Origin of the sequence: Nocardia jejuensis NBRC 103114 (genome assembly GCF_001613145.1) — a bacterium.
In the GTDB taxonomy this organism is placed as follows: Bacteria; Actinomycetota; Actinomycetes; order Mycobacteriales; family Mycobacteriaceae; genus Nocardia; species Nocardia jejuensis.
In genome coordinates this window covers 12,331-31,696 of the sequence record NZ_BDBU01000021.1, presented here as the reverse complement: position 1 = coordinate 31,696, position 19,366 = coordinate 12,331, and the positions used below count along the sequence as shown (strand labels likewise).

Here is a 19,366-nt window from a genome sequence, read left to right as displayed (position 1 = left end):
CGCCCACTATGGTGGGGCGGGCTCTCGCGCGGTGCGGGATTGCCTTCGACCACTGGGAGGACGGTCAGTGACCAGCGGAAGTCCCGGACGCCACACACGCGCGCCGCAGCCCCCCGAGGAACCGGCACCCGGACGGCAATTCCTGAACTCCGCCACGGCGCGCCGCGCCGGGATCGCGGTGGGTGTGCTGATGGCCGCCGGAGGTGTGGCCTTCGCGCTGGACTGGTCGCTGTCGTCCGGGCAGGTGCCCCGCGGCGTGCAGGTAGCCGGAATCGATATCGGCGGCATGGACCGCGCCGCCGCGCGGAACGAGCTGGAATCGGAACTCGACACCCGGATCGGCCGGCCGCTCACCGTGCAGGTCGGGGATTTCACCACGGATCTGGTGCCGCGTGACGCCGGTCTCGCCGTGGACTGGGACGCCACCTGGGACCGCATCGGCTCACAGCCGGTGAATCCCTTCACACGCCTCGCGTCCGTGTTCGTGGACCGGGACATCGAGCCCGTCTCCACCGTCGAGTCCACCGCGATGGACCGCCAGTTGCAGGCCCTGCGCGCCCACGATCGCCAGCCCGTGGAGGGCACCGTGGTGTTCGATCAGGGTAAACCCGTGCCGGTGCGGCCGGTGCCCGGTCGAGTACTCGACGCGACGACCGCCCGCGCTGTCCTGACCGAACACTGGGCCGACGGTTCGGTGCTGGAACTGCCCGCCGTCGAAACCGAGGCCACGGTGAGCTCGCAGGCGGTGGACCGGGCGCTGAAGGAGATCGCACAGCCCGCGGTCGCCGCACCGGTCACGTTCACCGGCAAGGGCGGCAACGGGGTGCTGGATCCGGCGCAGCTCGCCGGCGCCCTGTCCTTCCGCCCGGACGGGCAAGGCGGACTTGCCCTTTCGTACAACTCGGAGGCCCTCGTCGCGGTGCTCGGCCCGCAGCTGAAGCCCACCGAGGTGGAGCCCAAGGACGCGACCTTCACCTTCAGCGGCAGTCGTGCGACGCTGGTCCCCGCGGTCGTCGGCGACACCGTCGACTGGGACAAGACCTTCGAAGGGCTTGCCACCCTGCTGGTTTCGCGTGGCGAGCGGTCCAGGACCGTCGTCTACGGGCAGGTGCAACCGAAGCTGACCACCCCCGACGCCGAGAAGCTCGGCGTCAAGCAGGTGATCGGCTCCTTCACCACCGGCGGTTTCAGCGGTCCCTCCGGCGTGAACATCCGGACCGTCGCGGCGAAGGTGAACGGCGCGGTGGTGCGGCCGGGAGATACCTTCTCGCTCAACGACTTCACCGGCACCCGGGGCGTCGAACAGGGGTACGTGGAGTCCGGCATCATCGACCACGGCCGCCCGAGCACGGCGGTCGGCGGCGGTATCAGCCAGTTCGCGACCACCCTCTACAACGCGGCCTACTTCTCGGGTCTCGAGGACGCCGGGCACACCGAGCACAGCTACTACATCTCGCGCTATCCGGCGGCGCGTGAGGCGACGGTGTTCGACGGCGCGATCGATCTGAAGTTCCGCAACAACACCCCGTACGGCATCGTCATCGAGACCACGGCCGACTCCTCCGAGGTCACGGTGCGCATGTGGAGCACCAAGGCCGTGGAGGTGGAGTCGATCACGGGGGAGCGGAACAAGCCCACCGAGCCGAATACGGTCACCCTCCCCAAGGGCAAGGACTGCATCGCCTCGGACGGCGCACCCGGTTTCACCACCTCCGACACCCGTGTCATCCGGGATGCGGCCACCGGCAAGGAAATCTCGCGGCACACCAGGACGGTGAAGTACGACCCTATCCCGGTCGTGAAGTGCGAGTAGGACTTCGCGCAATCGCTCGCACATCTCCGGCAGGCGGTCACCCTCGACCCCGGGTACGGCTCGGGAGATCGATTCGCCCGCGGAGTGTCGTGCATCACTCCCGGGAGCGTCCGGGGTCGCTGACCGTGCGAGCGCCCATCGTCGATGAACCGAGGTCGGCGGGGACGCGGCGGGTTGCCTAGACTTGGCGGACGCGAAGTTCCCGGATAGTTCGGTGATCGACAGGACCTGAAAAAAGGATCCACGTTGGATACGAGCGGAAGTCCCGGACGAGACAGGCGTGCCTTGGTGCGCGCCTGGTGGCGCGACCATGTCGACTACCGCTGGCTGGTGCGGACGCTGCGGGCCAGCGGGGCGCTGGGGCCGATCAAGGCCGTGGTGGGGGCGGGCGGCGCGCTCATCTTCGTGATCACGGTGCTGAACTGGATATCGCCGACCGGGCCCACCGGCGCGCTCGGCAACACGATCTACGCGCTGGACGTGCTGGCCGCCGGACTGTGGGCCCTGTTCTGGTGGTTCGCGCCGTGGCCGAGCGAACGCGTCTCGCTGCTGCTGCTCGCGACCGCGGACGTGCTCATCACCGCCGGATGCCTGTCCGACAGCGATCGCCTGTTCGCCGCCATGACCGCCATGATGCTCATCGTCACGGGCGCCTATCTGACGCTGTTCCACGGCTCGCGAATCCTGGTTCTGCACACGCTGTGGGCGGTGCTGACGGTGTTCATGCTGGCGGTGCTCATGGTGGTCATCGACGGCGGCGCGCTCGCGCCCTCGATCGCGGTGGTCCTGACCATGGCCGCGGCGACCGTCGGAGTGCTTCCGCCGCTGCACTTCTGCTACTGGCTGCTGCGCATGGACGCGCTCTCGGACCCGCTGACCGGCCTGCTGAACCGACGCGGCCTGGACTACTACCTCTCGGGCTGGTTCGACCGTTGCGACCGCACCACGCCGATCTGCGTCATGACCGTGGACCTGGACCGGTTCAAGACGGTGAACGACACCCTCGGCCATTCCGCCGGCGACCAGGTGCTGATCCGGATCGCCGCCTGCCTGCGCGCGGCGGCCTTGCCGGGGGCCATCGTCGCGCGCAGCGGCGGTGAGGAATTCGTGGTGGTCGAACGATTGGCGGCCGAGGCGGCGGCCGCCGAGGCCGAACGGCTGTGCCGCGCCATCGCGGCGTCCGACGCGGGCCGGACCCCGGTCACCGCCAGCATCGGCGTCGTCGTGCTGGAGGGCGATTCCCGGCGGTTCCGCCCGGACTACCTGCTGCGCGGGGCCGACGAGGCCATGTACCGGGCGAAGCGCTCGGGCGGCAACACCGTGGTCATGGCCGGCCCGGACGAGAACGTCCCGGTCTCGCCGCGGTCCTCGCACGGGTGACGGCGGCGATCATCGCTCGGCTGAGGTGCCGGCCCGTTCGTGAGTCCGCTCGGGTGGTGCGGGGTTCGCCACGCCCCCAACATTATTCACAGCCTGTGGATGAAACTGTGTGTATCTGTGGATGATTCGCGCAAGCGGTCGTCACACGGGCGAACTGCCAGCGGAAACAGCACTGCGGCCCGGGGAGAACCCCGGGCCGCAGTGTGTGTTCACGCTGTGGAAAGCGTTGTGCGCGTTATCAGAACGCCGCTTCGTCCAGCTCCATGATGTCGTTGTCGAGGTTCGACAGCACGGTGCGGGTGGCGGTCAGCTCCGGCAGCACGTTGCGAGCGAAGAACTGCGCGGTGGCAACCTTGCCGGTGTAGAAGACCTCGGTCGAACCGTTGTCCAGGGCCTTGATCGCGACCTCGGCCTGCGCCAGCAGCAGCCAGCCGATGACCAGGTCACCGACGGCCATCAGGAAGCGGACCGAACCCAGGCCGACCTTGTAGAGCTCCTTCGGATCCTGCTGGGCGCCCATCAGGTGCCCGGTCAGGGTGGCGGCCATGCCCTGCACGTCCTCCAGCGCGGTGGCGAGCAGCTTGCGCTCGTTCTTCAGGCGGCCGTTGCCGCCCTCGCGCTCGATGAACTTCTGGATCTGGCCGGCCACGTGCGCCAGGGCCACACCGCGATCGCGAGCGATCTTGCGGAAGAAGAAGTCCTGCGCCTGGATGGCGGTGGTGCCCTCGTACAGCGAGTCGATCTTGGCGTCGCGGATGTACTGCTCGATCGGGTAGTCCTGCAGGAAGCCGGAGCCACCGAAGGTCTGCAGCGAATCGGTCAGGTACTGGTAGGCGCGCTCGGATCCGACACCCTTGACGATCGGCAGCAGCAGATCGTTGACGCGGAACGCGAGATCCTTGTCGGCGCCCGAAACCAGCTGCGCGACATCCTCGTTCTGGTGCGCGGCGGTGTAGAGGTACACCGCGCGCAGGCCCTCGGCGTACGCCTTCTGGGTGGCCAGCGAACGACGCACGTCCGGGTGGTGGGTGATGGTGACGCGGGGAGCGGCCTTGTCGGCCATCTGGGTCAGGTCCGCGCCCTGCACGCGAATCTTGGCGTACTCCAGCGCGTTCAGGTAACCGGTCGACAGGGTGGCGATGGCCTTGGTGCCCACCATCATTCGAGCGTTCTCGATGACGTCGAACATCTGCGCGATGCCGTTGTGGACCTCGCCGACCAGCCAGCCCTTGGCGGGCACGCCGTGGCCGCCGAAGGTGACCTCACAGGTGGCCGAGACCTTGATGCCCATCTTGTGCTCGACGTTCGTCACGAAGACGCCGTTGCGCTCACCGAGGGTGTTGGTCTCGAAGTCGAAGTGGAACTTCGGTACGTAGAACAGGGACAGGCCCTTGGTGCCCGGTCCGGCGCCCTCGGGGCGAGCCAGCACCAGGTGCATGATGTTCTCGAAGAGGTCGTCCGAGTCACCCGAGGTGATGAAGCGCTTCACGCCCTCGATGTGCCAGGAGCCGTCTTCCTGCTGCACGGCCTTGCTGCGGCCCGCGCCGACGTCCGAACCGGCGTCCGGCTCGGTGAGGACCATGGTGGCGCCCCAGTTGCGCTCGGCGATCGTCTGAGCCCACTTCTTCTGCTCATCGGTGCCGTTGTTGTAGAAGACCTGCGCGAAACCCGCACCGGCGGCGTACATCTGAGCCGGCGGGTTGGCGCCGAGGATCATCTCGCCGAGGGCCCAGGTGAGGGCGCTCGGCGCGCCGAGGCCGCCCAGCTCCTCACGGACGCCGACCTTGGCCCACTCGCCGTCTTCCAGCGCGCGGTAGGACTTCTTGAAGGACTCGGGGAGGGTGACGGTATGAGTCTCGGGATCGAAGGTCGGCGGATTGCGGTCGCCGTCGACGAACGAGTCTGCCAGCGGGCCTTCGGCCAGACGCTTGACCTCCGCGAGCATTTCCTTCGCGGTGTCGGTGTCGAGGTCGCCGTAGGCGCCGCTGTCCAGGAGCGAACCCAGTCCGAGGAACTCGAACAGGTTGAACTCGAGGTCGCGGATATTGCTCTTGTAGTGACCCATGGTCCTTCACTCTCCATTGAGATCGGTGCGGTTCGGTTCGCCGTTCCCGCCCTTTTCAGTCCACCGGGTAGACACCGTAAAGCAGCACCTACTGGCGGGTAACTTAGACGCCATGTTACCGGCCGGTAGAACCCCGGCCAAGATGATCAGGGCCGAATGTGATGAGAAGCACGCGGGTCAGCGCCCGGATCCTGGCGTTTGCCGTTTCGCGGCCCGGTCCGGTGATCCGATCGCCATAGGATCGGCCGATGACCTTCACCGCGCGCACGGTGCGTATCGAGACGGGTGCGGGGCCCGCGGACGTCGAGATCTTCCGGAGCAAGGGCGGAAAACCCGCTTTCCTGCTGGTCCTGACGCACGGTTCCGGCGGTGGGAACGATGCGAAAGACATTCTCGCAGTCCGGGATTCGGCTCTGGAGCTGGGTGGCGCGGTAGCGCTGGCGCTGCAGCCGTACCGGGTCGCCGGACGTCGTGCGCCCGGGAAGGCCGAGGCGCAGGACGATGCCTGGCTGGAGATCATCGCCGCCCTGCGCCGGAAGTTCCGGGGACTGCCGCTGGTGCAGGGCGGGCGCAGCAACGGCGCGCGAGTGGCGTGCCGCACGGCGCGGGAGGTGAGGGCGCGCGGGGTGATCGCACTGTCGTTCCCGCTGCATCCGCCGGGTAAGCCGGAGAAATCGCGACGCGAGGAACTGCTGGCGGCGGGCGACATCCCGGTGGTGGTGGTGAACGGCGCGCGCGATCCGTTCGGGATTCCGGACGCCGCCGACGCGGCCGAGGTCCGGGTGATCCCCGGGCAGGCGCACTCGTATCGAGCGGGGTTCGAGGAGATCGCGGCGACCGTGACGCCGTGGCTGGCGCGATGGATCGCGCCCTAGATATCGAGTTGCCCCTAGATATCGAGTTGCTCGGTGCTGCTCGAGTTTTCGGCGGCCCCGAGGGCGGGCGCGGTCGTCTCCGGTTCCGGTGCGGATCTGGTCACGACGATCAGGGCGTCGATGGCGTCCCGGGCCTCGGTCGGCCGGTGCACGCGGTCGGCCACCCGGATCGTGATGTGGGCGCGGGCGGCGGCGAGATCGTCGATCAGGTCCTGCGGGGTGAACAGCAGTTCGGGATCCTGTTCGCCGCCATAGCCTTCGGTGAGGTTCAGGGTGTCGTTGCCGATCACCAGGAGCGTGCCCTCCGGTGCGAGTATGTCGACGCTGCGCAGCAGCAGCGCGCGCCGGGCGGGGGCGGGCAGGTGCAGGAACGACATCACGATCAGCTCGTAGGGCCCGACCAGGTGTGCCGAGTCGAGCCGGGTCACGTCCGACCAGAGCCACCGGATGCGACCGCGTACGGACCGCGACAGCCGGGAGGCCACCGTTCGGCCCTTGTCGATGCCCGCTTGGGAATAGTCGACCGCGTCCACCTGCCAGCCGTGGGTGGCCAGCCACAGCGCGTTGCGGCCCTCGCCGCAGCCGAGGTCCAGCACCCGCGGCAGCTCCGGGCGTATCTCGCTGATCCCGGGCGCCCGCCGCTCGAGGCCGAACACCTGCTCCACCACGGTGTCGTTCGGCGGTGCACCCCACACCAGCTCGGTGCGTGAGTAGTGCTCGTCCCAGGCCGCGGCATCCATGCGACCGAGTTTAGAGGCGATCCCACACGCGAAACGGCCGCGAGCACCCGGAGGTGGTCGCGGCCGTCGGCAGGTTGTCGAGCGCTACCGGATTGTCGAGCGCTACAGCGTGGTGTGCATCAGGACCACGTTGTACTGACTGTGGATCGTGGTGAGGAAGTACAGGTCACGACCGGTCTGGTACGGGAAGATCGACGGCGCGTAGGCGGACGGGAGCTCGCGCGTGTCGATCAGCACCTCGGGCCCGCTCCACGGTCCCTCCGGACTGGGGGAGCGGTACATGACCACGGAGTTCCACGGGTCGGTGGTCATCATGATGTATTGCCCGAGGTAGTCGTTCCACTGCACCGACATCTCGGACACGCCGCCGCCGATGACCGGCTGGGCGGCATTCGGGTCGTCCTTCTTCCAGGCCCCGCCGTCCCAGTACTCGTAGGCGGCGAGATCCCCGATCGCGGCCTCGGGAACGCGCGCGACGTAGGCGGCGTGATTGCGCCCGGACGGCGTGCCGTACTCGTAGACGAATCCGCCGTTCTTGACGAACGAGTTCATCTGGAAGTTGCCGTTGCCGCCCTCGTCGGGCCGGCGGGTGGCGGGCAGTTCGGCCCAGTTCTCGCCGTTGTCGCCGGAGACGGCGAGGCCGGAGAAGTTGGTGGTCCACTCGCCCGGCTCGTCCCAGGTCTTGACCGACATCAGGCTCATGTACTGGACGCCGCCGACCGAGATGGCCGCGGTGGGAATGCGGCTGATCTCCAGGAACGGGATCTTCGGGCTGGGGATCAGATCGCGCGCCTGACCGAAGATGTCCCGCACGACGCTGTCGAAATAGATGCCGTTGGACGGGTTCTGGGTGTGCGAGCGCACCAGGATGTTCGAGCGCCACGCCCAGGTGCTGCCGACCAGCAGGTTGGGGAAGCCGAGTCCGGCGGTGTCACCGAAGGTGGTGAGCATTTCACCGTTGCCGTTGTCCCACATGATGCCCAGGTCGGTGCCCAGCACGTTGTAGGACTGGGTGTTGTTGGGGCTCGCCATGCCGGTGACCTGGAAGATCGCCTTGCTTCGGCCGGGCAGCTGGGGTAGCCCGTTGGTGCCGTTGAGCACCGGAATCGGATTGATGGCATTGGGGTTGGCGGCGGCCGGGCTGGTCATCGCTAGGAGCAAGGCCGAAGCAGCTGCGACTGCGGACAGCAGTATGGGGGCGGTCCTGGTCAATGCGTGCGTCCTCCGGTTCTCGCCGAATAATGAACGGACCACACGGTATGTGACAGGCCGCACAAACAGTTCGGCTCGCTGGCAAAGTGTGAAAATGCTAACAGCGGAACGACGTCTCGTGGGGCTCCGAGTCGGATAGGCGGCCGTACGTGGGCTTACGGTCGATCATTCGTACCACGGCCGAGCGCCTGCCTGATGATCAGCGGCAGCTGTGTCGCGCGTTCGATGGCAAGAGTTCTCCGAACCGAGGCCTGCCAGGTGCGATCGAACAGCTGCTTGGCGCTCGCCACCGCCTGCGGGGATCGGGTCGCGATGCGATCGGCCAGCTTCTCGGCCGCGGCGCGCGGATCCGCGCTGACCTCGGTGACCAGTCCGATCCGTTCGGCGTACACGGCATCGACCGGGTCGGCGGTCATGGTCAGCAGCAGCGCCTGATCGATGCCGATGAGCCGGGACAGCGTCGCCGCGCCGGTCATGTCCGGGATGAGACCGTGCTTGGCCTCCATGACCGAGAACTCCGAATCCGGGGTGACGAACCGGAAGTCCGCCGCCAGCGCGAGCTGCAGTCCGCCGCCGTAGCAGCGGCCGTGCACCACCGCGATCACCGGCTGCGGCAGTCGCCGCCACGCCCAGCACGCCTCCTGGAAGGTGTTGGTGCCCTTCCAGGGCAGCGGCACGAAGCCCCGCACCACGGCCAGTGGATCGCTCATGGTCTTGGCCACGTCCAGGCCCGAGGAGAAGCTCGGGCCGTTGCCGGACAGGATGACCGCGCGGATGTCGCTGCGTCGCTTAATGATTCCGGCGGTCTTGATGAGCTCGCGCATCATGTCGATGGTCAGGCCGTTGTGCTTGTCGGGCCGGTCCAGCGTGACGTAGGCGCGGTTGCCCTCGAAGGTGAGGTCGACATGGTTGGTGCTCACTGCGTGTCCTCTATCGGAGTTGGTCCAACAGGAGCCGGGCGCAGCCGGCTGGGTCGTCGTAGAACGGGGTGTGCCCGCTGCCCCGCAGCGTCACGTGCCGCGCGCCGGGCAGCACCTCGCGGGCGCGCCGGGATTGCGTGGCATAGGTGAGCAGAATGTCACGATTGCCCCAGGCGATGGTGATCGGGATATCCGCGAGGGCGGTCCGGTCGGGGAGCCGGAATTCGCTGAACGAGGCCAGCGCGGCATCGAAACCGCCCGCGCCGAGCATGCCCTCGACGGTCTCGATCGCGATCTGCGGATCGAGTGCCCACGGCTTGCCGATCACCAGGCTGAGCAGGGCCGATCGCGCCGCGGTATTGCCGAGCAGGGCCGGGGCGGCCGGACGCAGCAGCCTGGTGAGGTTCTTGGCGCGGGCCAGGGACTGCTGACACCAGATCCGGCCGGGGGTGTCCCAGAACGCGATGGGGGAGTACGCGGTGACCGATCGGGCCAGTCCGCGCGCGGCCAGGTCCAGGACGATGCCGCCGCCCATGGAATTGCCTGCCAGATGCGGTCTTTCGATGCCCTCGGCGGCGAGGAACTCGACCAGCGCGTCGGCGAGGGTGGAGACGCTGGTGTTCGGGAGGGTGTCGCTGCCGCCGAAGCCGGGCAGATCCACGGCGATCACCTCGAAGGACTCCGCGAGGGCGTCGAGGATCGGTTCCCACACCTGCCAGTGGCTGCCGACCCCGTGCACCAGGACGAGGGGTGCGCCCGTGCCGGTCCGGTAGTGGTTCAACTTCGTCATTCCGGGCTCCCCTGGACGATGCGGCGAACTTCGACCCTAGCAGTTGTTGACGTGCCGCCAATTGAGCTTTTCGGCCCTCGGGACGGCCTCCGGTCGACGCTTGTCGACGGAACGGTGCGCAGCGTTTCGACGCAGCACTGCCCGCGACGCGCGATCTGTGAGAAAGTGCCTCCGGCATACCCCACGCCGAGAATTGAGGAACCCGTGCGCATTTCCCTGATCGCCGCCGCGCTCGTCGCCCTGCCGCTGCTGACCGCGTGCGGTGGCGGCGACGACAAGCCCGCGTCGGTCTCGCAGGCGGAGGTCTCCAAGGCACTGCAGAACGGTGGCCTCGGGGACGCGAAGCTGGCCGACTGTGCGGCGAAGATCTTTGTGGACGAAGGCATTTCGCAGGACGGTCTGCGCCTGATGATCAAGAACGACACCAAGACCGCCGCCGCCGCCGATATCGAGGCCCTCGGAATGACCAAGGACGACGCCGACAAGGCGCGCGCGGCCACCAACAAGATCGTCAGCGACTGCCTCAAATGAACCGCCCGCCCGAAGTGGTGCGGGCGGCCCCGGAATGTTGTTAAGTCTCTTGGGAGGGATGGCGTTTCGTCCCGGTGAGAGATCTGAGGACTGCGATGAGGAAATCCGCGATCGCGGTGGCGCTGCTGGCGCTTGCCCTGCTGGCCGGATGCGGCAGCGATGACACGAGCTCCGCTCCGACCACTTCGGTTGCGGCGACATCGATTTCGGTGTCCGGCAAGCCCGGCGCCACCACTCCGGGCGCTTCCACGCCCCCCGGCGGCGCGAGTCCGACCTCCGGCGCGACCCCGTCCGGCGGTGCGCTGAGCGCCGCGGAAATCTCGAAGAACCTGCAGGACAAGGGTCAGATGGACGCCCAGACGGCCGATTGCATCGCGAAGATCTACGTCGAGGAGAACCTCTCGCAGAACGCGCTGCGCAAGATTCTCGAGACCGATTCGGCGGGAAATCCGCTGATCACCGGCTTGACCGCGGACGACCTGCGCAAGGCGGGCACCGCGGCCAAGCGGGTCGTGCTCGAGTGCCACAAATAGCCGACGGACGAAGCACGCCCACGGACAAGGCCCCCGGTCGATGACCGAGGGCCTTGTCTGTTGAGCCGATGACGGGAATCGAACCCGCGCCATCTGCTTGGGAAGCAGAAGTTCTACCATTGAACTACATCGGCACGCTCGTCCGTGCAGGTCGAGATGCGTTCGCGACTCTATCAGATGCCGACTGACCCGATGCAACTCTTTACCCGTCGTGGCTGCTCGTGCCGGGTTTCCGAGATCTTCCGCGCTGATCTTCGCTGCGTGTCGGGACGGCGCGCCGAAGATCGAGGAGTTCTTTCGCCGAAGCAGCGAAGTTCAGCTACGCGCGGTCGTAGACTGTCGCGCAGGGTCGAAAGCCTGTCCACCACAGTAACTTTGGATGCGCTGAACATTAGCTGGTGTCGGTGAGCGCTGTGTCTCCACACCGCGGCTGCGTGCTCGGCGGCCGAGGAGGACGCCATGACCGCGGTGCCCGCACGCGAAGTCCCGCAGCTCGAGCCTGCACGCCCGTTTCCACGGCGAATGGGGCCCAAGGGTTCCTATCTGTGGAAGGCGATCACCACCACCGATCCCAAGATGCTCGGGAACATGTATCTGTTCACGGCCATCGCGTTCTTCCTGATCGGCGGCCTGATGGCGCTGCTCATGCGCGCCGAGCTGGCCCGCCCGGGCATGCAGTTCCTCACCCCCGAGCAGTACAACCAGCTCTTCACCATGCACGGCACGATCATGCTGCTGTTCTATGCGACGCCGATCGTTTTCGGATTCGCCAACGCGGTGCTGCCCCTGCAGATCGGCGCACCGGACGTGGCGTTCCCGCGGCTCAACGCGCTGAGCTACTGGCTGTATCTGTTCGGCGCGACAATGGCCACGGCCGGCTTCGTCACCCCGGGCGGCGCGGCCGACTTCGGCTGGACCGCGTACACCCCGCTGAGCATGGCCGAGCACGCCCCCGGCGTGGGCGCGGACCTGTGGATCATGGGTGTGGCGGTCTCGGGCGTCGGCACCATCCTGGGCGGCGTCAACATGATCACCACGGTGATCTGCCTGCGCTGCCCCGGCATGACCATGTGGCGGATGCCCATCTTCACCTGGAACATCCTGGTGACGAGTGTGCTTGTGCTGATTGCCTTTCCGATCCTGACCGCGGCCCTGATGGGCATGGAGGTGGACAGGCATCTGGGCGGGCACGTGTACGACTCCGCCAACGGCGGGGCCATTCTCTTCCAGCATCTGTTCTGGTTCTTCGGCCATCCCGAGGTCTATATCGTCGCGCTGCCGTTCTTCGGGATCGTGACCGAGATCTTCCCGGTCTTCAGTCGCAAGCCGCTGTTCGGCTACACCACGCTGGTCTACGCGACGCTGGCCATCGGAGCGCTGTCGATCGCGGTGTGGGCGCATCACATGTACGCGACGGGATCGGTTCTGCTGCCGTTCTTCTCGTTCATGACGTTCCTGATCGCGGTGCCGACGGGCGTGAAGTTCTTCAACTGGATCGGCACCATGTGGCGCGGGCAGCTCACCTTCGAGACGCCCATGCTGTGGTCGCTCGGCTTCCTGGTGACCTTCCTCTTCGGCGGCCTGTCCGGAGTGATCCTGGCGTCGCCGCCGCTGGACTTCCACGTCTCGGATTCGTATTTCGTGGTGGCGCACTTCCACTACGTGCTGTTCGGGACCATCGTGTTCGCGACGTTCGCGGGCATCTATTTCTGGTTCCCCAAGATGACCGGCCGCCTGCTCGACGAGCGGCTGGGCAAACTGCATTTCTGGACCACGTTCTTCGGATTCCACCTGACCTTCCTGGTGCAGCACTGGCTGGGCAACGAGGGCATGCCGCGCCGCTATGCCGACTATCTGCCCCAAGACGGATTCACCGCCCTGAACACCATTTCCACGGTCGGCTCGTTCGTGCTCGGGTTGTCGATGGTGACCTTCGTGTGGAACGTCTTCAAGAGCTACCGATTCGGTGAGGTGGTGACGGTCGACGATCCGTGGGGGTACGGCAATTCGCTGGAGTGGGCCACCAGTTGCCCGCCGCCGCGGCACAACTTCTACGAATTGCCGAGGGTGCGATCCGAGCGTCCCGCGTTCGAACTGCACTATCCGCACATGGTCGAGCGAATGCGCGCCGAGGCGCACTCGTCCTGGCCGCTGCGCGGTGCGAAGTCGGGCGACGCCGCGGAGTCACCCGCGGAGTCCCCGGTGATCCCGCCCGCCGCCGGACCGTCGGATTCCGCCACGGGCGTCTCCGATTCGGCCGCCGGACCGACCGATTCGGCGACGGGAGAGCCCGAGTCCTGACTCTGGCGCGAATACCGGTCGCGACTCGGCTGAGGCAGTGCCCGCGCAAGCTCGCACGTCAACTACTCTCTTCGCCGTGCTGCTTTCCGATCGCGACATCCGCAAGGAGCTCGCCAATGGGCGTCTCGGGCTCGACCCGTTCGACGACAAGCTGGTGCAGCCGTCGAGTATCGATGTGCGGCTGGACGGTTTGTTCCGGGTGTTCAACAACACCCGCTACACGCATATCGATCCGGCGCAGCGACAGGACGAACTGACCACCCTGGTCGAACCCGCTCCCGGTGAGCCGTTCGTGCTGCACCCGGGTGAGTTCGTGCTGGGCTCCACGCTCGAGCTGTGCACGCTGCCCGATGATCTGGCCGGCCGGCTGGAGGGCAAGTCGAGCCTGGGCCGGTTGGGATTGCTCACCCATTCCACCGCGGGCTTCATCGATCCCGGATTCAGCGGGCACATCACGCTCGAACTCTCGAATGTGGCGAATCTTCCGATCACGCTGTGGCCGGGGATGAAGATCGGTCAGTTGTGTCTGCTGCGGCTCACCAGTCCCGCCGAGAATCCGTACGGTTCCGCGGCCGCGGGCTCGAAATACCAGGGACAGCGCGGTCCGACGCCGTCGCGCGCCTACCTGAACTTTCCGGTCGAGAACCGATAACCGATTCCCGCTGTGCCCCCGGCATTCTCGAATTTCCGCCGATGCCATGACCGTTGGGCGGCCGTTGTGCGAACTCACGGGTGTACGTACGGCTTGCCACGTCGTAAGGTGGCGGCGACGGGTACAGTGACCCCACCGTAATAATTGTGACGCGCGCTGGCCTGGTACAGGCGGCGATGCTTGTTCACACGTCGGTGAGTGTGGAAACGAGATGGGCAGCAGATGAGTTCGGTACTGGGAGTTTCCGTGGGGGCGGGTGCGGTTCGCATCGCACGTCCACACGCCGGGAATTCCGCCGAGCCCAGATCCACCGCGTTCGGCGCCAAGGGTTTCACCGGTTTCCGGGGCGCCCCCGACGAGTTCGATGTGCAGGCCGTTCCGATCGACGAACGCCGCGTGGAGGAATTGGTCGCCGACGCGATCGGCGCGGTGCTCGCGGCGGACCCCTCGGTCGTCGCCACCGCGATCTCCTATCGCGACGAACACCACGCGCGCGCCATTCGCGCCGAACTGGCTCGCCGCCAGTTCACCAATTACGAGCTGGTCCCGGACGTCATCACGGCGCTGGAGTTCTTCGAATACTCCGGTGAGCTGCAGGGTTTCAGCAATGTCGCACTCTACGATCTGGGCGCTTCGGGTCTGTCGGTCAGCATTGTGGACGCGAGCACACGGCAGGTGTCCTCCAGTGAGCGCACCAGCGATATCAGTGGCGACTATCTGGATTCGCTGATCCGCGAACAGCAGATCGCCTCCGGCCGAATCGCCCATCCCGAGGATCACGCGGGTCTGGTGGCGCTGGATGCGCTGTGCCGTCAGGCGAAAGAGCAACTCTCCACCAGCAGCGCCGTCGCGCTGCCCTCGCCCGAGGGCCTGGTGCTGTTGTCGCAGGAGAACTTCGAAGCCCTGATCATGCTGGCGGTGGAATCCTCCGCGCGGATGATCCGAGATGTGATCCTGCGCTCCGAGCAGCAGGTACAGGCGGTCGCAGTCGTCGGCGGCTGCGCCCAGATTCCGCTGGTGGCACGGGTTCTGCGTCGCTGGCTCGGCGTTCCGGTGATCGTGGCCGGGGACCCGGCGTCCATCGTGACGCGCGGTGCGGCCATGCTGGCGCGCCCGGTCGCCAAACGTCCGGCGCCCGCGCCCTTCCCGTCCGGCCCCGAGGACACCTCGGCGCTCTCACCGGCGCAGTCCTCGTCCTGGCTGTCGGGGGCGGGCGCGGTCGAGCGTTTCAGCCGTCGCCGCGAGGTCAGCATCGCCGGGGTGGCGGCCGGCTCGCTCGTGGTGGTCGCCGCCATCGGGGTCTCGCTGGGCTGGGGACCGCAAGTCCTGGAACATGACTCGCAGAGCTCGGACGCCGCGACCACGTCGGCGCCGGTGAGTACCACGTCGCGACCCGCGGCCACCTCCACCGTGGTTCCCACCACGACCGATGCCACCAACGAATCGCTGGCCGCGCCGCCGCCGCGCCGGGAGACGACCACGTCCGAGGCGCCGCCGACGGACAACGGCTACAGCACGATCACCATCATTCCGGGATTGCCCGCGGTCGTGGTGCCCACGTTGCCGCCGCTGTTCCCGCCGCCGCCCGCGCCGTGATCGCTTGATCCTGGTGCGCGCGGACTGATTTCACGCGCGCGCAGGCAGGGCCGGTGAGTTCGCACCCGCCGCGTTTCGTACCCGCAGTGTTTCGTACCCGCAGCGTTTCATACCCGCCGAGTCCGCCCCGTCGACTGCCAGGAATGGGGCGGACTCGGTGGGCCCGGCGCGGGTGCGCCGGTGCGAGGGACCGGCTGCGTTCAGTCCTCGCCGCCCGCCCCCACCGCGAGTGCGGTCGTGATGATCGCCGACAGCGGTGGGAGCTCGAGTTCTCGGGCGGGTGGTTTGACCCAGTGACAGCCCTCCCTGGTCCACCGGCCGAGACCGGTGGGGAGCATGACGGCGCTGCCGATGGCGGGAATGCCGATGTCCATGCGGTTCAGCACATCCATGACCTGTTCGCCCGGACGGGAATCGGGCGCGGTGAGAAAGCTCCAGCGAATCTGCCGGGCCAGCATCGGGCCCGATTTGTGCTGCTGTTGCAGCACGGTCCGGACCTTCTCGGCACGAGCGACGGGCAGGTGGATCACACCGACCCGGCTGGTGACCGGAAGCATGACGAAGCCGCCGCGTTCGGCGACCGGGAGCCCGAATTCGTGCCGGTAGAAGGTAACCCAGTCTTCGATGGTTCTCAGCTTGTCCGCGTTCACTTCCCCGCTCCTGCCTCCCGACTCCAGGGTCGCGCCCGTGCGGGCCGGGTGGACATGCCCGCACACCCTCCTTGCGCTGCCCTTTCACTGCCTCTATTACCGATGCGTATAAAGCCTGGTACCAGGTCGGTTTCGGCTGTGGCCGAGGCCACTTCACACTCGTACCCTGGATAACGGAGTTCGTTTCGGAAGGGATGACATCGTGGTCCGGCAGTGGTCAGGTAAAGAGGCCCGTGCCCTTCGCGATGCCAAAAGGATGAGTATCCGGGAGTTCGCGGCACATCTGGGTGTGCACGAGCGCCTGGTCTCGAAGTGGGAAGCCGGGGGGGATCGGGTTCATCCCCGTCCCGTCAATCAGGCCGCCCTCGATACCTCACTCGCCAGGTCCGACGATGTTGTGCGGGCACGGTTCGCGGCTTTGATCGAAGAGCCTTCGACCGACCGCCCCGTGCCCGGTTTCGATGCGCGCCACAGTGGTTCGGCGCAAGCCAGTTATTCCAGCGACGCGGAACTGCTGGCACTCGTCGACGCAGGTGCGATGAGAGGTGATGCGTTAGCGGCGATTTCGGAGAGGGATCTGATCATGGCGGCTGCCCATGAAGCAAGCGAGCACGCGGGGAGGGCCGAGAGCACCAATGTGGGAGCAACCACGCTGGAACAGCTCGACGCCGATGTCACGCGCATTGCGAACGAGTACGTGCACGTGCCGCCCGTACCCATGATGGTGGAGATGCTGCGGGTGCGCCGCCGCGTCTACCGCCTGCTCGAAGGCCATCAGAGACCCGCCGACACCGGTCATCTGTACCTGCTCGCGGGCACGCTGTCCGGGCTGCTGGCCAATGCCAGCACCGATCTGGGCTACGTCGACGCCGCGGGCGAGCAGGCCCGAGCCGCCTGGGCGTACGCGGAATTGTGCGGGCACAACGGTTTACGGTCCTGGACTCGCGGTATGCAGGCGCTGATCGAGTACTGGTCCGAGCGTCCGCGCCGCGCAGTGCTGCTGGCGCAGAGCGGGCAGCAGTACGCGGATTCGGCGACGGCCCGGGTGCGGCTGCTGAACATCGAGGCGCGCATCTGGTCCCGGCTCGGCAGTACGCAGGACACCGAGCGCTGTATCCGAGCGGCCGACAGCGCGCGCGAGGGCAATTCGCTGGACTCCCTGCACGACGAGGTCGGCGGCGTCTTCGGTTTCGATCAGCCCAAGAGCCACTATTACGCGGGCGCGACCTATATCCATCTGGGGCAGGCCCAGCCCGCCCTGGAGGCCACCAGCCGAGCCATCGACCTGTACGCCAACGGGCCGATCGAGCAGCGCTCGTACGGCGCGGAATCGCTGGCCCGGGTGGACAGCGCCGCGGCGCACCTGATCAACGGCAGTCTGGACGGGGCGGCGGAGGCGTTGCAGCCCGTGCTGCGCCTGGACGAGGAGAAACGGATCGCGCAGTTGGAGGAGCGGCTCACCAATCTGCGCCAGCGGCTCACCCGGCCGCAGTTCCGCGATGTCGTCGAGGCCAGGGCGCTGGACGAGACGCTCGAGGAGTTCTGCGGAAACACCGCCGCCAAGGGCATGCTGCCCCCGGATACGCAGCGGTGAGCAAACCCGATTGCGCACAGATGGCACCATTGGTCGGGTGAGCCCTTCCAGTCACCTACCGCCTCGGTCCCCGCGCATCCTGGAGCAGTCGACCAAGCTCCAGAACGTGCTGTACGAAATTCGGGGTCCGGTGCACGCGCACGCGGCACGGCTGGAGGCCGAAGGGCACCGCATCCTGAAGCTCAATATCGGCAATCCCGCGCCGTTCGGCTTCGACGCGCCCGACGTGATCATGCGCGACATGATCGCCGCGCTGCCGTACGCGCAGGGCTACTCCGAGTCCAAGGGCATACTGCCGGCGCGGCGGGCCATCGTGACCAGGTACGAACTGGTGCCGGGCTTTCCGGAGTTCGACGTGGACGACGTGTACCTCGGCAACGGCGTGTCCGAGCTGATCACCATCACCATGCAGGCGCTGCTGAACAACGGCGACGAGGTGCTCATCCCCGCGCCGGACTATCCGCTGTGGACGGCCATGACCAGCCTCGCGGGCGGCACGCCGGTGCACTACCTGTCGGACGAGGCCAACGGCTGGCAGCCGGACATCGCCGATATGGAAGCCAAGATCACCGACAAGACCAAAGCCATCGTGGTGATCAACCCGAACAATCCGACCGGCGCGGTGTACTCGACCGAGGTGCTGGCGCAGGTCGTGGATCTGGCCCGCAAGCACAATCTGCTGCTGCTGGCCGACGAGATCTACGACAAGATCCTCTACGACGATGCCAAGCACGTCTCGCTCGCGACGCTCGCCCCGGATCTGCTGTGCCTGACCTTCAACGGTCTGTCCAAGGCGTACCGGGTGGCGGGCTACCGCTCCGGCTGGCTGGTGATCACGGGACCGAGGGATCACGCGGCGGGGTTCATCGAGGGCATCGACCTGCTGGCCTCCACCCGGCTGTGCCCGAATGTGCCTGCGCAGCATGCGATTCAGGTGGCGCTGGGCGGACACCAGAGCATCGACGATCTGGTGCTGCCGGGTGGGCGGCTGCTCGAGCAGCGCGATGTGGCGTGGGAGAAGCTCAACACGATTCCCGGCGTCTCGTGTGTGAAGCCGACCGGCGCGCTGTACGCGTTCCCGCGACTGGATCCGAACGTGCACGAGATCCGTGACGACTCGAAGCTCGTGCTCGATCTGCTGCTGCAGGAGAAGATCCTGATGGTGCAGGGAACCGGCTTCAACTGGCCGCATCACGATCATCTCAGGATCGTCACGCTGCCCTGGGCGCGCGACTTGTCGGTGGCTATCGAGCGCTTCGGCAACTTCTTGGCAAGTTATCGCCAGTAGTCGATTTCGGCCTCGTTCGCCCGGGTGGTTCGGCCGCCCGGGCTCACTAGCTCCCCCGATAGGGGATTCGGGGGTGTCGACTCGTCCAAATCGCCAAGTGGACGCTTGGTTGCTGACCGGTTTCCCGGTGCTCACCTGCGGGTCTATGGCGCTTTTGGGTCGGTGGCTAAAACAAACCGCTAGTTCGAAAAAGGTGGGTTTTTAGAGACTTAGCTAGCGCAAAGAACCGTCTTTTGTGTACAGTGGGACTCGGCACTTAAGTGCCCGGCCGGACCGCCTACCCCCCCTGGGCCGTCCGGTCCTGGTTCAGCCGGCCCACCCCCCCTGGGCTGCTGAGCCCCGGGCGGCGGAGACATCCCCCTGCTCTCCGCCGCCCCCTCAGCCTTCGCGATTTCTGTGCAAATTCCGGAAATCCGCTATTCCAGA

At 66.9% G+C, this 19,366-nt stretch carries 16 protein-coding genes and 1 tRNA gene; 10 read left to right on the top strand and 7 right to left on the bottom strand.

Features of this window, described 5'->3' with window-relative positions; translation table 11 throughout:
* Positions 1-67 precede the first annotated feature (67 nt).
* A complete protein-coding gene (locus NJ1_RS16855) occupies positions 68-1,813 on the top strand; it encodes a VanW family protein (protein WP_067694823.1) in 1,746 nt (581 codons plus the stop codon).
* 246 nt (positions 1,814-2,059) lie between these two features.
* Positions 2,060-3,193 (top strand): GGDEF domain-containing protein, encoded by a 1,134-nt coding sequence (locus NJ1_RS16850; protein WP_084478404.1) that lies wholly within the window; start codon positions 2,060-2,062, stop codon positions 3,191-3,193.
* 238 nt (positions 3,194-3,431) lie between these two features.
* Here the strand turns inward: NJ1_RS16850 and NJ1_RS16845 are convergent, their stop codons facing one another.
* Positions 3,432-5,258: an acyl-CoA dehydrogenase gene (locus NJ1_RS16845; protein ID WP_067694817.1), complete on the bottom strand. Its 1,827-nt coding sequence runs from the start codon at positions 5,256-5,258 to the stop codon at positions 3,432-3,434.
* Positions 5,259-5,506: 248 nt separating this feature from the next.
* On the opposite strand from NJ1_RS16845, the gene NJ1_RS16840 reads away from it, so the two are divergent.
* Complete coding sequence (locus NJ1_RS16840; RefSeq protein WP_339380967.1) at positions 5,507-6,133, top strand: alpha/beta hydrolase family protein; 627 nt, start codon at positions 5,507-5,509, stop codon at positions 6,131-6,133.
* A gap of 14 nt (positions 6,134-6,147) precedes the next feature.
* On the opposite strand, the gene NJ1_RS16835 is transcribed toward NJ1_RS16840, so the two are convergent.
* The 4 genes from NJ1_RS16835 to NJ1_RS16820 all read right to left on the bottom strand — a co-directional run bounded on the left by NJ1_RS16835 (position 6,148) and on the right by NJ1_RS16820 (position 9,795).
* Complete coding sequence (locus NJ1_RS16835; protein WP_067694814.1) at positions 6,148-6,873, bottom strand: class I SAM-dependent methyltransferase; 726 nt, start codon at positions 6,871-6,873, stop codon at positions 6,148-6,150.
* 102 nt (positions 6,874-6,975) lie between these two features.
* Positions 6,976-8,085, bottom strand: a complete 1,110-nt coding sequence (locus NJ1_RS16830; RefSeq protein WP_067694811.1) for a glycoside hydrolase family 183 protein — start codon at positions 8,083-8,085, stop codon at positions 6,976-6,978.
* A 155-nt stretch (positions 8,086-8,240) separates the two neighbouring features.
* Positions 8,241-9,005, bottom strand: a complete 765-nt coding sequence (locus NJ1_RS16825) for a crotonase/enoyl-CoA hydratase family protein (RefSeq protein ID WP_067694808.1) — start codon at positions 9,003-9,005, stop codon at positions 8,241-8,243.
* 10 nt (positions 9,006-9,015) lie between these two features.
* Positions 9,016-9,795 (bottom strand): alpha/beta fold hydrolase, encoded by a 780-nt coding sequence (locus NJ1_RS16820; protein ID WP_067694805.1) that lies wholly within the window; start codon positions 9,793-9,795, stop codon positions 9,016-9,018.
* Positions 9,796-9,999: 204 nt separating this feature from the next.
* On the opposite strand from NJ1_RS16820, the gene NJ1_RS16815 reads away from it, so the two are divergent.
* The gene (locus NJ1_RS16815) at positions 10,000-10,326 is read left to right on the top strand and encodes a hypothetical protein (protein WP_067694802.1); all 327 of its coding nucleotides are present in this window, start codon (positions 10,000-10,002) and stop codon (positions 10,324-10,326) included.
* 95 nt (positions 10,327-10,421) lie between these two features.
* Positions 10,422-10,859: a hypothetical protein gene (locus NJ1_RS16810; protein WP_067694799.1), complete on the top strand. Its 438-nt coding sequence runs from the start codon at positions 10,422-10,424 to the stop codon at positions 10,857-10,859.
* A 63-nt stretch (positions 10,860-10,922) separates the two neighbouring features.
* On the opposite strand, the gene NJ1_RS16805 is transcribed toward NJ1_RS16810, so the two are convergent.
* A tRNA-Gly gene (locus NJ1_RS16805) sits at positions 10,923-10,993 on the bottom strand.
* 325 nt (positions 10,994-11,318) lie between these two features.
* On the opposite strand from NJ1_RS16805, the gene ctaD reads away from it, so the two are divergent.
* From ctaD to NJ1_RS16790, 3 genes are all read left to right on the top strand, one after another.
* Positions 11,319-13,160 (top strand): aa3-type cytochrome oxidase subunit I, encoded by a 1,842-nt coding sequence (gene ctaD, locus NJ1_RS16800; RefSeq protein WP_084478402.1) that lies wholly within the window; start codon positions 11,319-11,321, stop codon positions 13,158-13,160.
* 76 nt (positions 13,161-13,236) lie between these two features.
* Positions 13,237-13,812 (top strand): dCTP deaminase, encoded by a 576-nt coding sequence (gene dcd, locus NJ1_RS16795; RefSeq protein ID WP_067694796.1) that lies wholly within the window; start codon positions 13,237-13,239, stop codon positions 13,810-13,812.
* Positions 13,813-14,034: 222 nt separating this feature from the next.
* Positions 14,035-15,408: an Hsp70 family protein gene (locus NJ1_RS16790; protein WP_067694793.1), complete on the top strand. Its 1,374-nt coding sequence runs from the start codon at positions 14,035-14,037 to the stop codon at positions 15,406-15,408.
* A gap of 200 nt (positions 15,409-15,608) precedes the next feature.
* Here NJ1_RS16790 and NJ1_RS16785 read toward each other — a convergent pair whose 3' ends face one another.
* Complete coding sequence (locus NJ1_RS16785) at positions 15,609-16,058, bottom strand: hypothetical protein (RefSeq protein WP_067694790.1); 450 nt, start codon at positions 16,056-16,058, stop codon at positions 15,609-15,611.
* 256 nt (positions 16,059-16,314) lie between these two features.
* Here NJ1_RS16785 and NJ1_RS16780 point away from each other — a divergent pair, with 256 nt between their 5' ends.
* Entirely contained in the window at positions 16,315-17,652 is a 1,338-nt protein-coding gene (locus tag NJ1_RS16780; RefSeq protein WP_084478396.1) for an NsdA family TPR-like regulatory protein, read from the top strand.
* A 28-nt stretch (positions 17,653-17,680) separates the two neighbouring features.
* Entirely contained in the window at positions 17,681-18,940 is a 1,260-nt protein-coding gene (locus NJ1_RS16775; protein WP_067695084.1) for a pyridoxal phosphate-dependent aminotransferase, read from the top strand.
* The last annotated feature ends 426 nt before the right edge of the window (positions 18,941-19,366 follow it).

Bases quoted from the DNA above. Each gene is read 5' to 3' on its own strand.
- NJ1_RS16845 (WP_067694817.1), bottom strand. From the start codon at position 5,258: ATGGGTCACTACAAGAGCAATATCCGCGACCTCGAGTTCAACCTGTTC.
- NJ1_RS16840 (WP_339380967.1), top strand. From the start codon at position 5,507: ATGACCTTCACCGCGCGCACGGTGCGTATCGAGACGGGTGCGGGGCCC.
- NJ1_RS16835 (WP_067694814.1), bottom strand. From the start codon at position 6,873: ATGGATGCCGCGGCCTGGGACGAGCACTACTCACGCACCGAGCTGGTG.
- NJ1_RS16820 (WP_067694805.1), bottom strand. From the start codon at position 9,795: ATGACGAAGTTGAACCACTACCGGACCGGCACGGGCGCACCCCTCGTC.
- NJ1_RS16810 (WP_067694799.1), top strand. From the start codon at position 10,422: ATGAGGAAATCCGCGATCGCGGTGGCGCTGCTGGCGCTTGCCCTGCTG.
- ctaD (WP_084478402.1), top strand. From the start codon at position 11,319: ATGACCGCGGTGCCCGCACGCGAAGTCCCGCAGCTCGAGCCTGCACGC.
- NJ1_RS16790 (WP_067694793.1), top strand. From the start codon at position 14,035: ATGAGTTCGGTACTGGGAGTTTCCGTGGGGGCGGGTGCGGTTCGCATC.
- NJ1_RS16780 (WP_084478396.1), top strand. From the start codon at position 16,315: ATGAGTATCCGGGAGTTCGCGGCACATCTGGGTGTGCACGAGCGCCTG.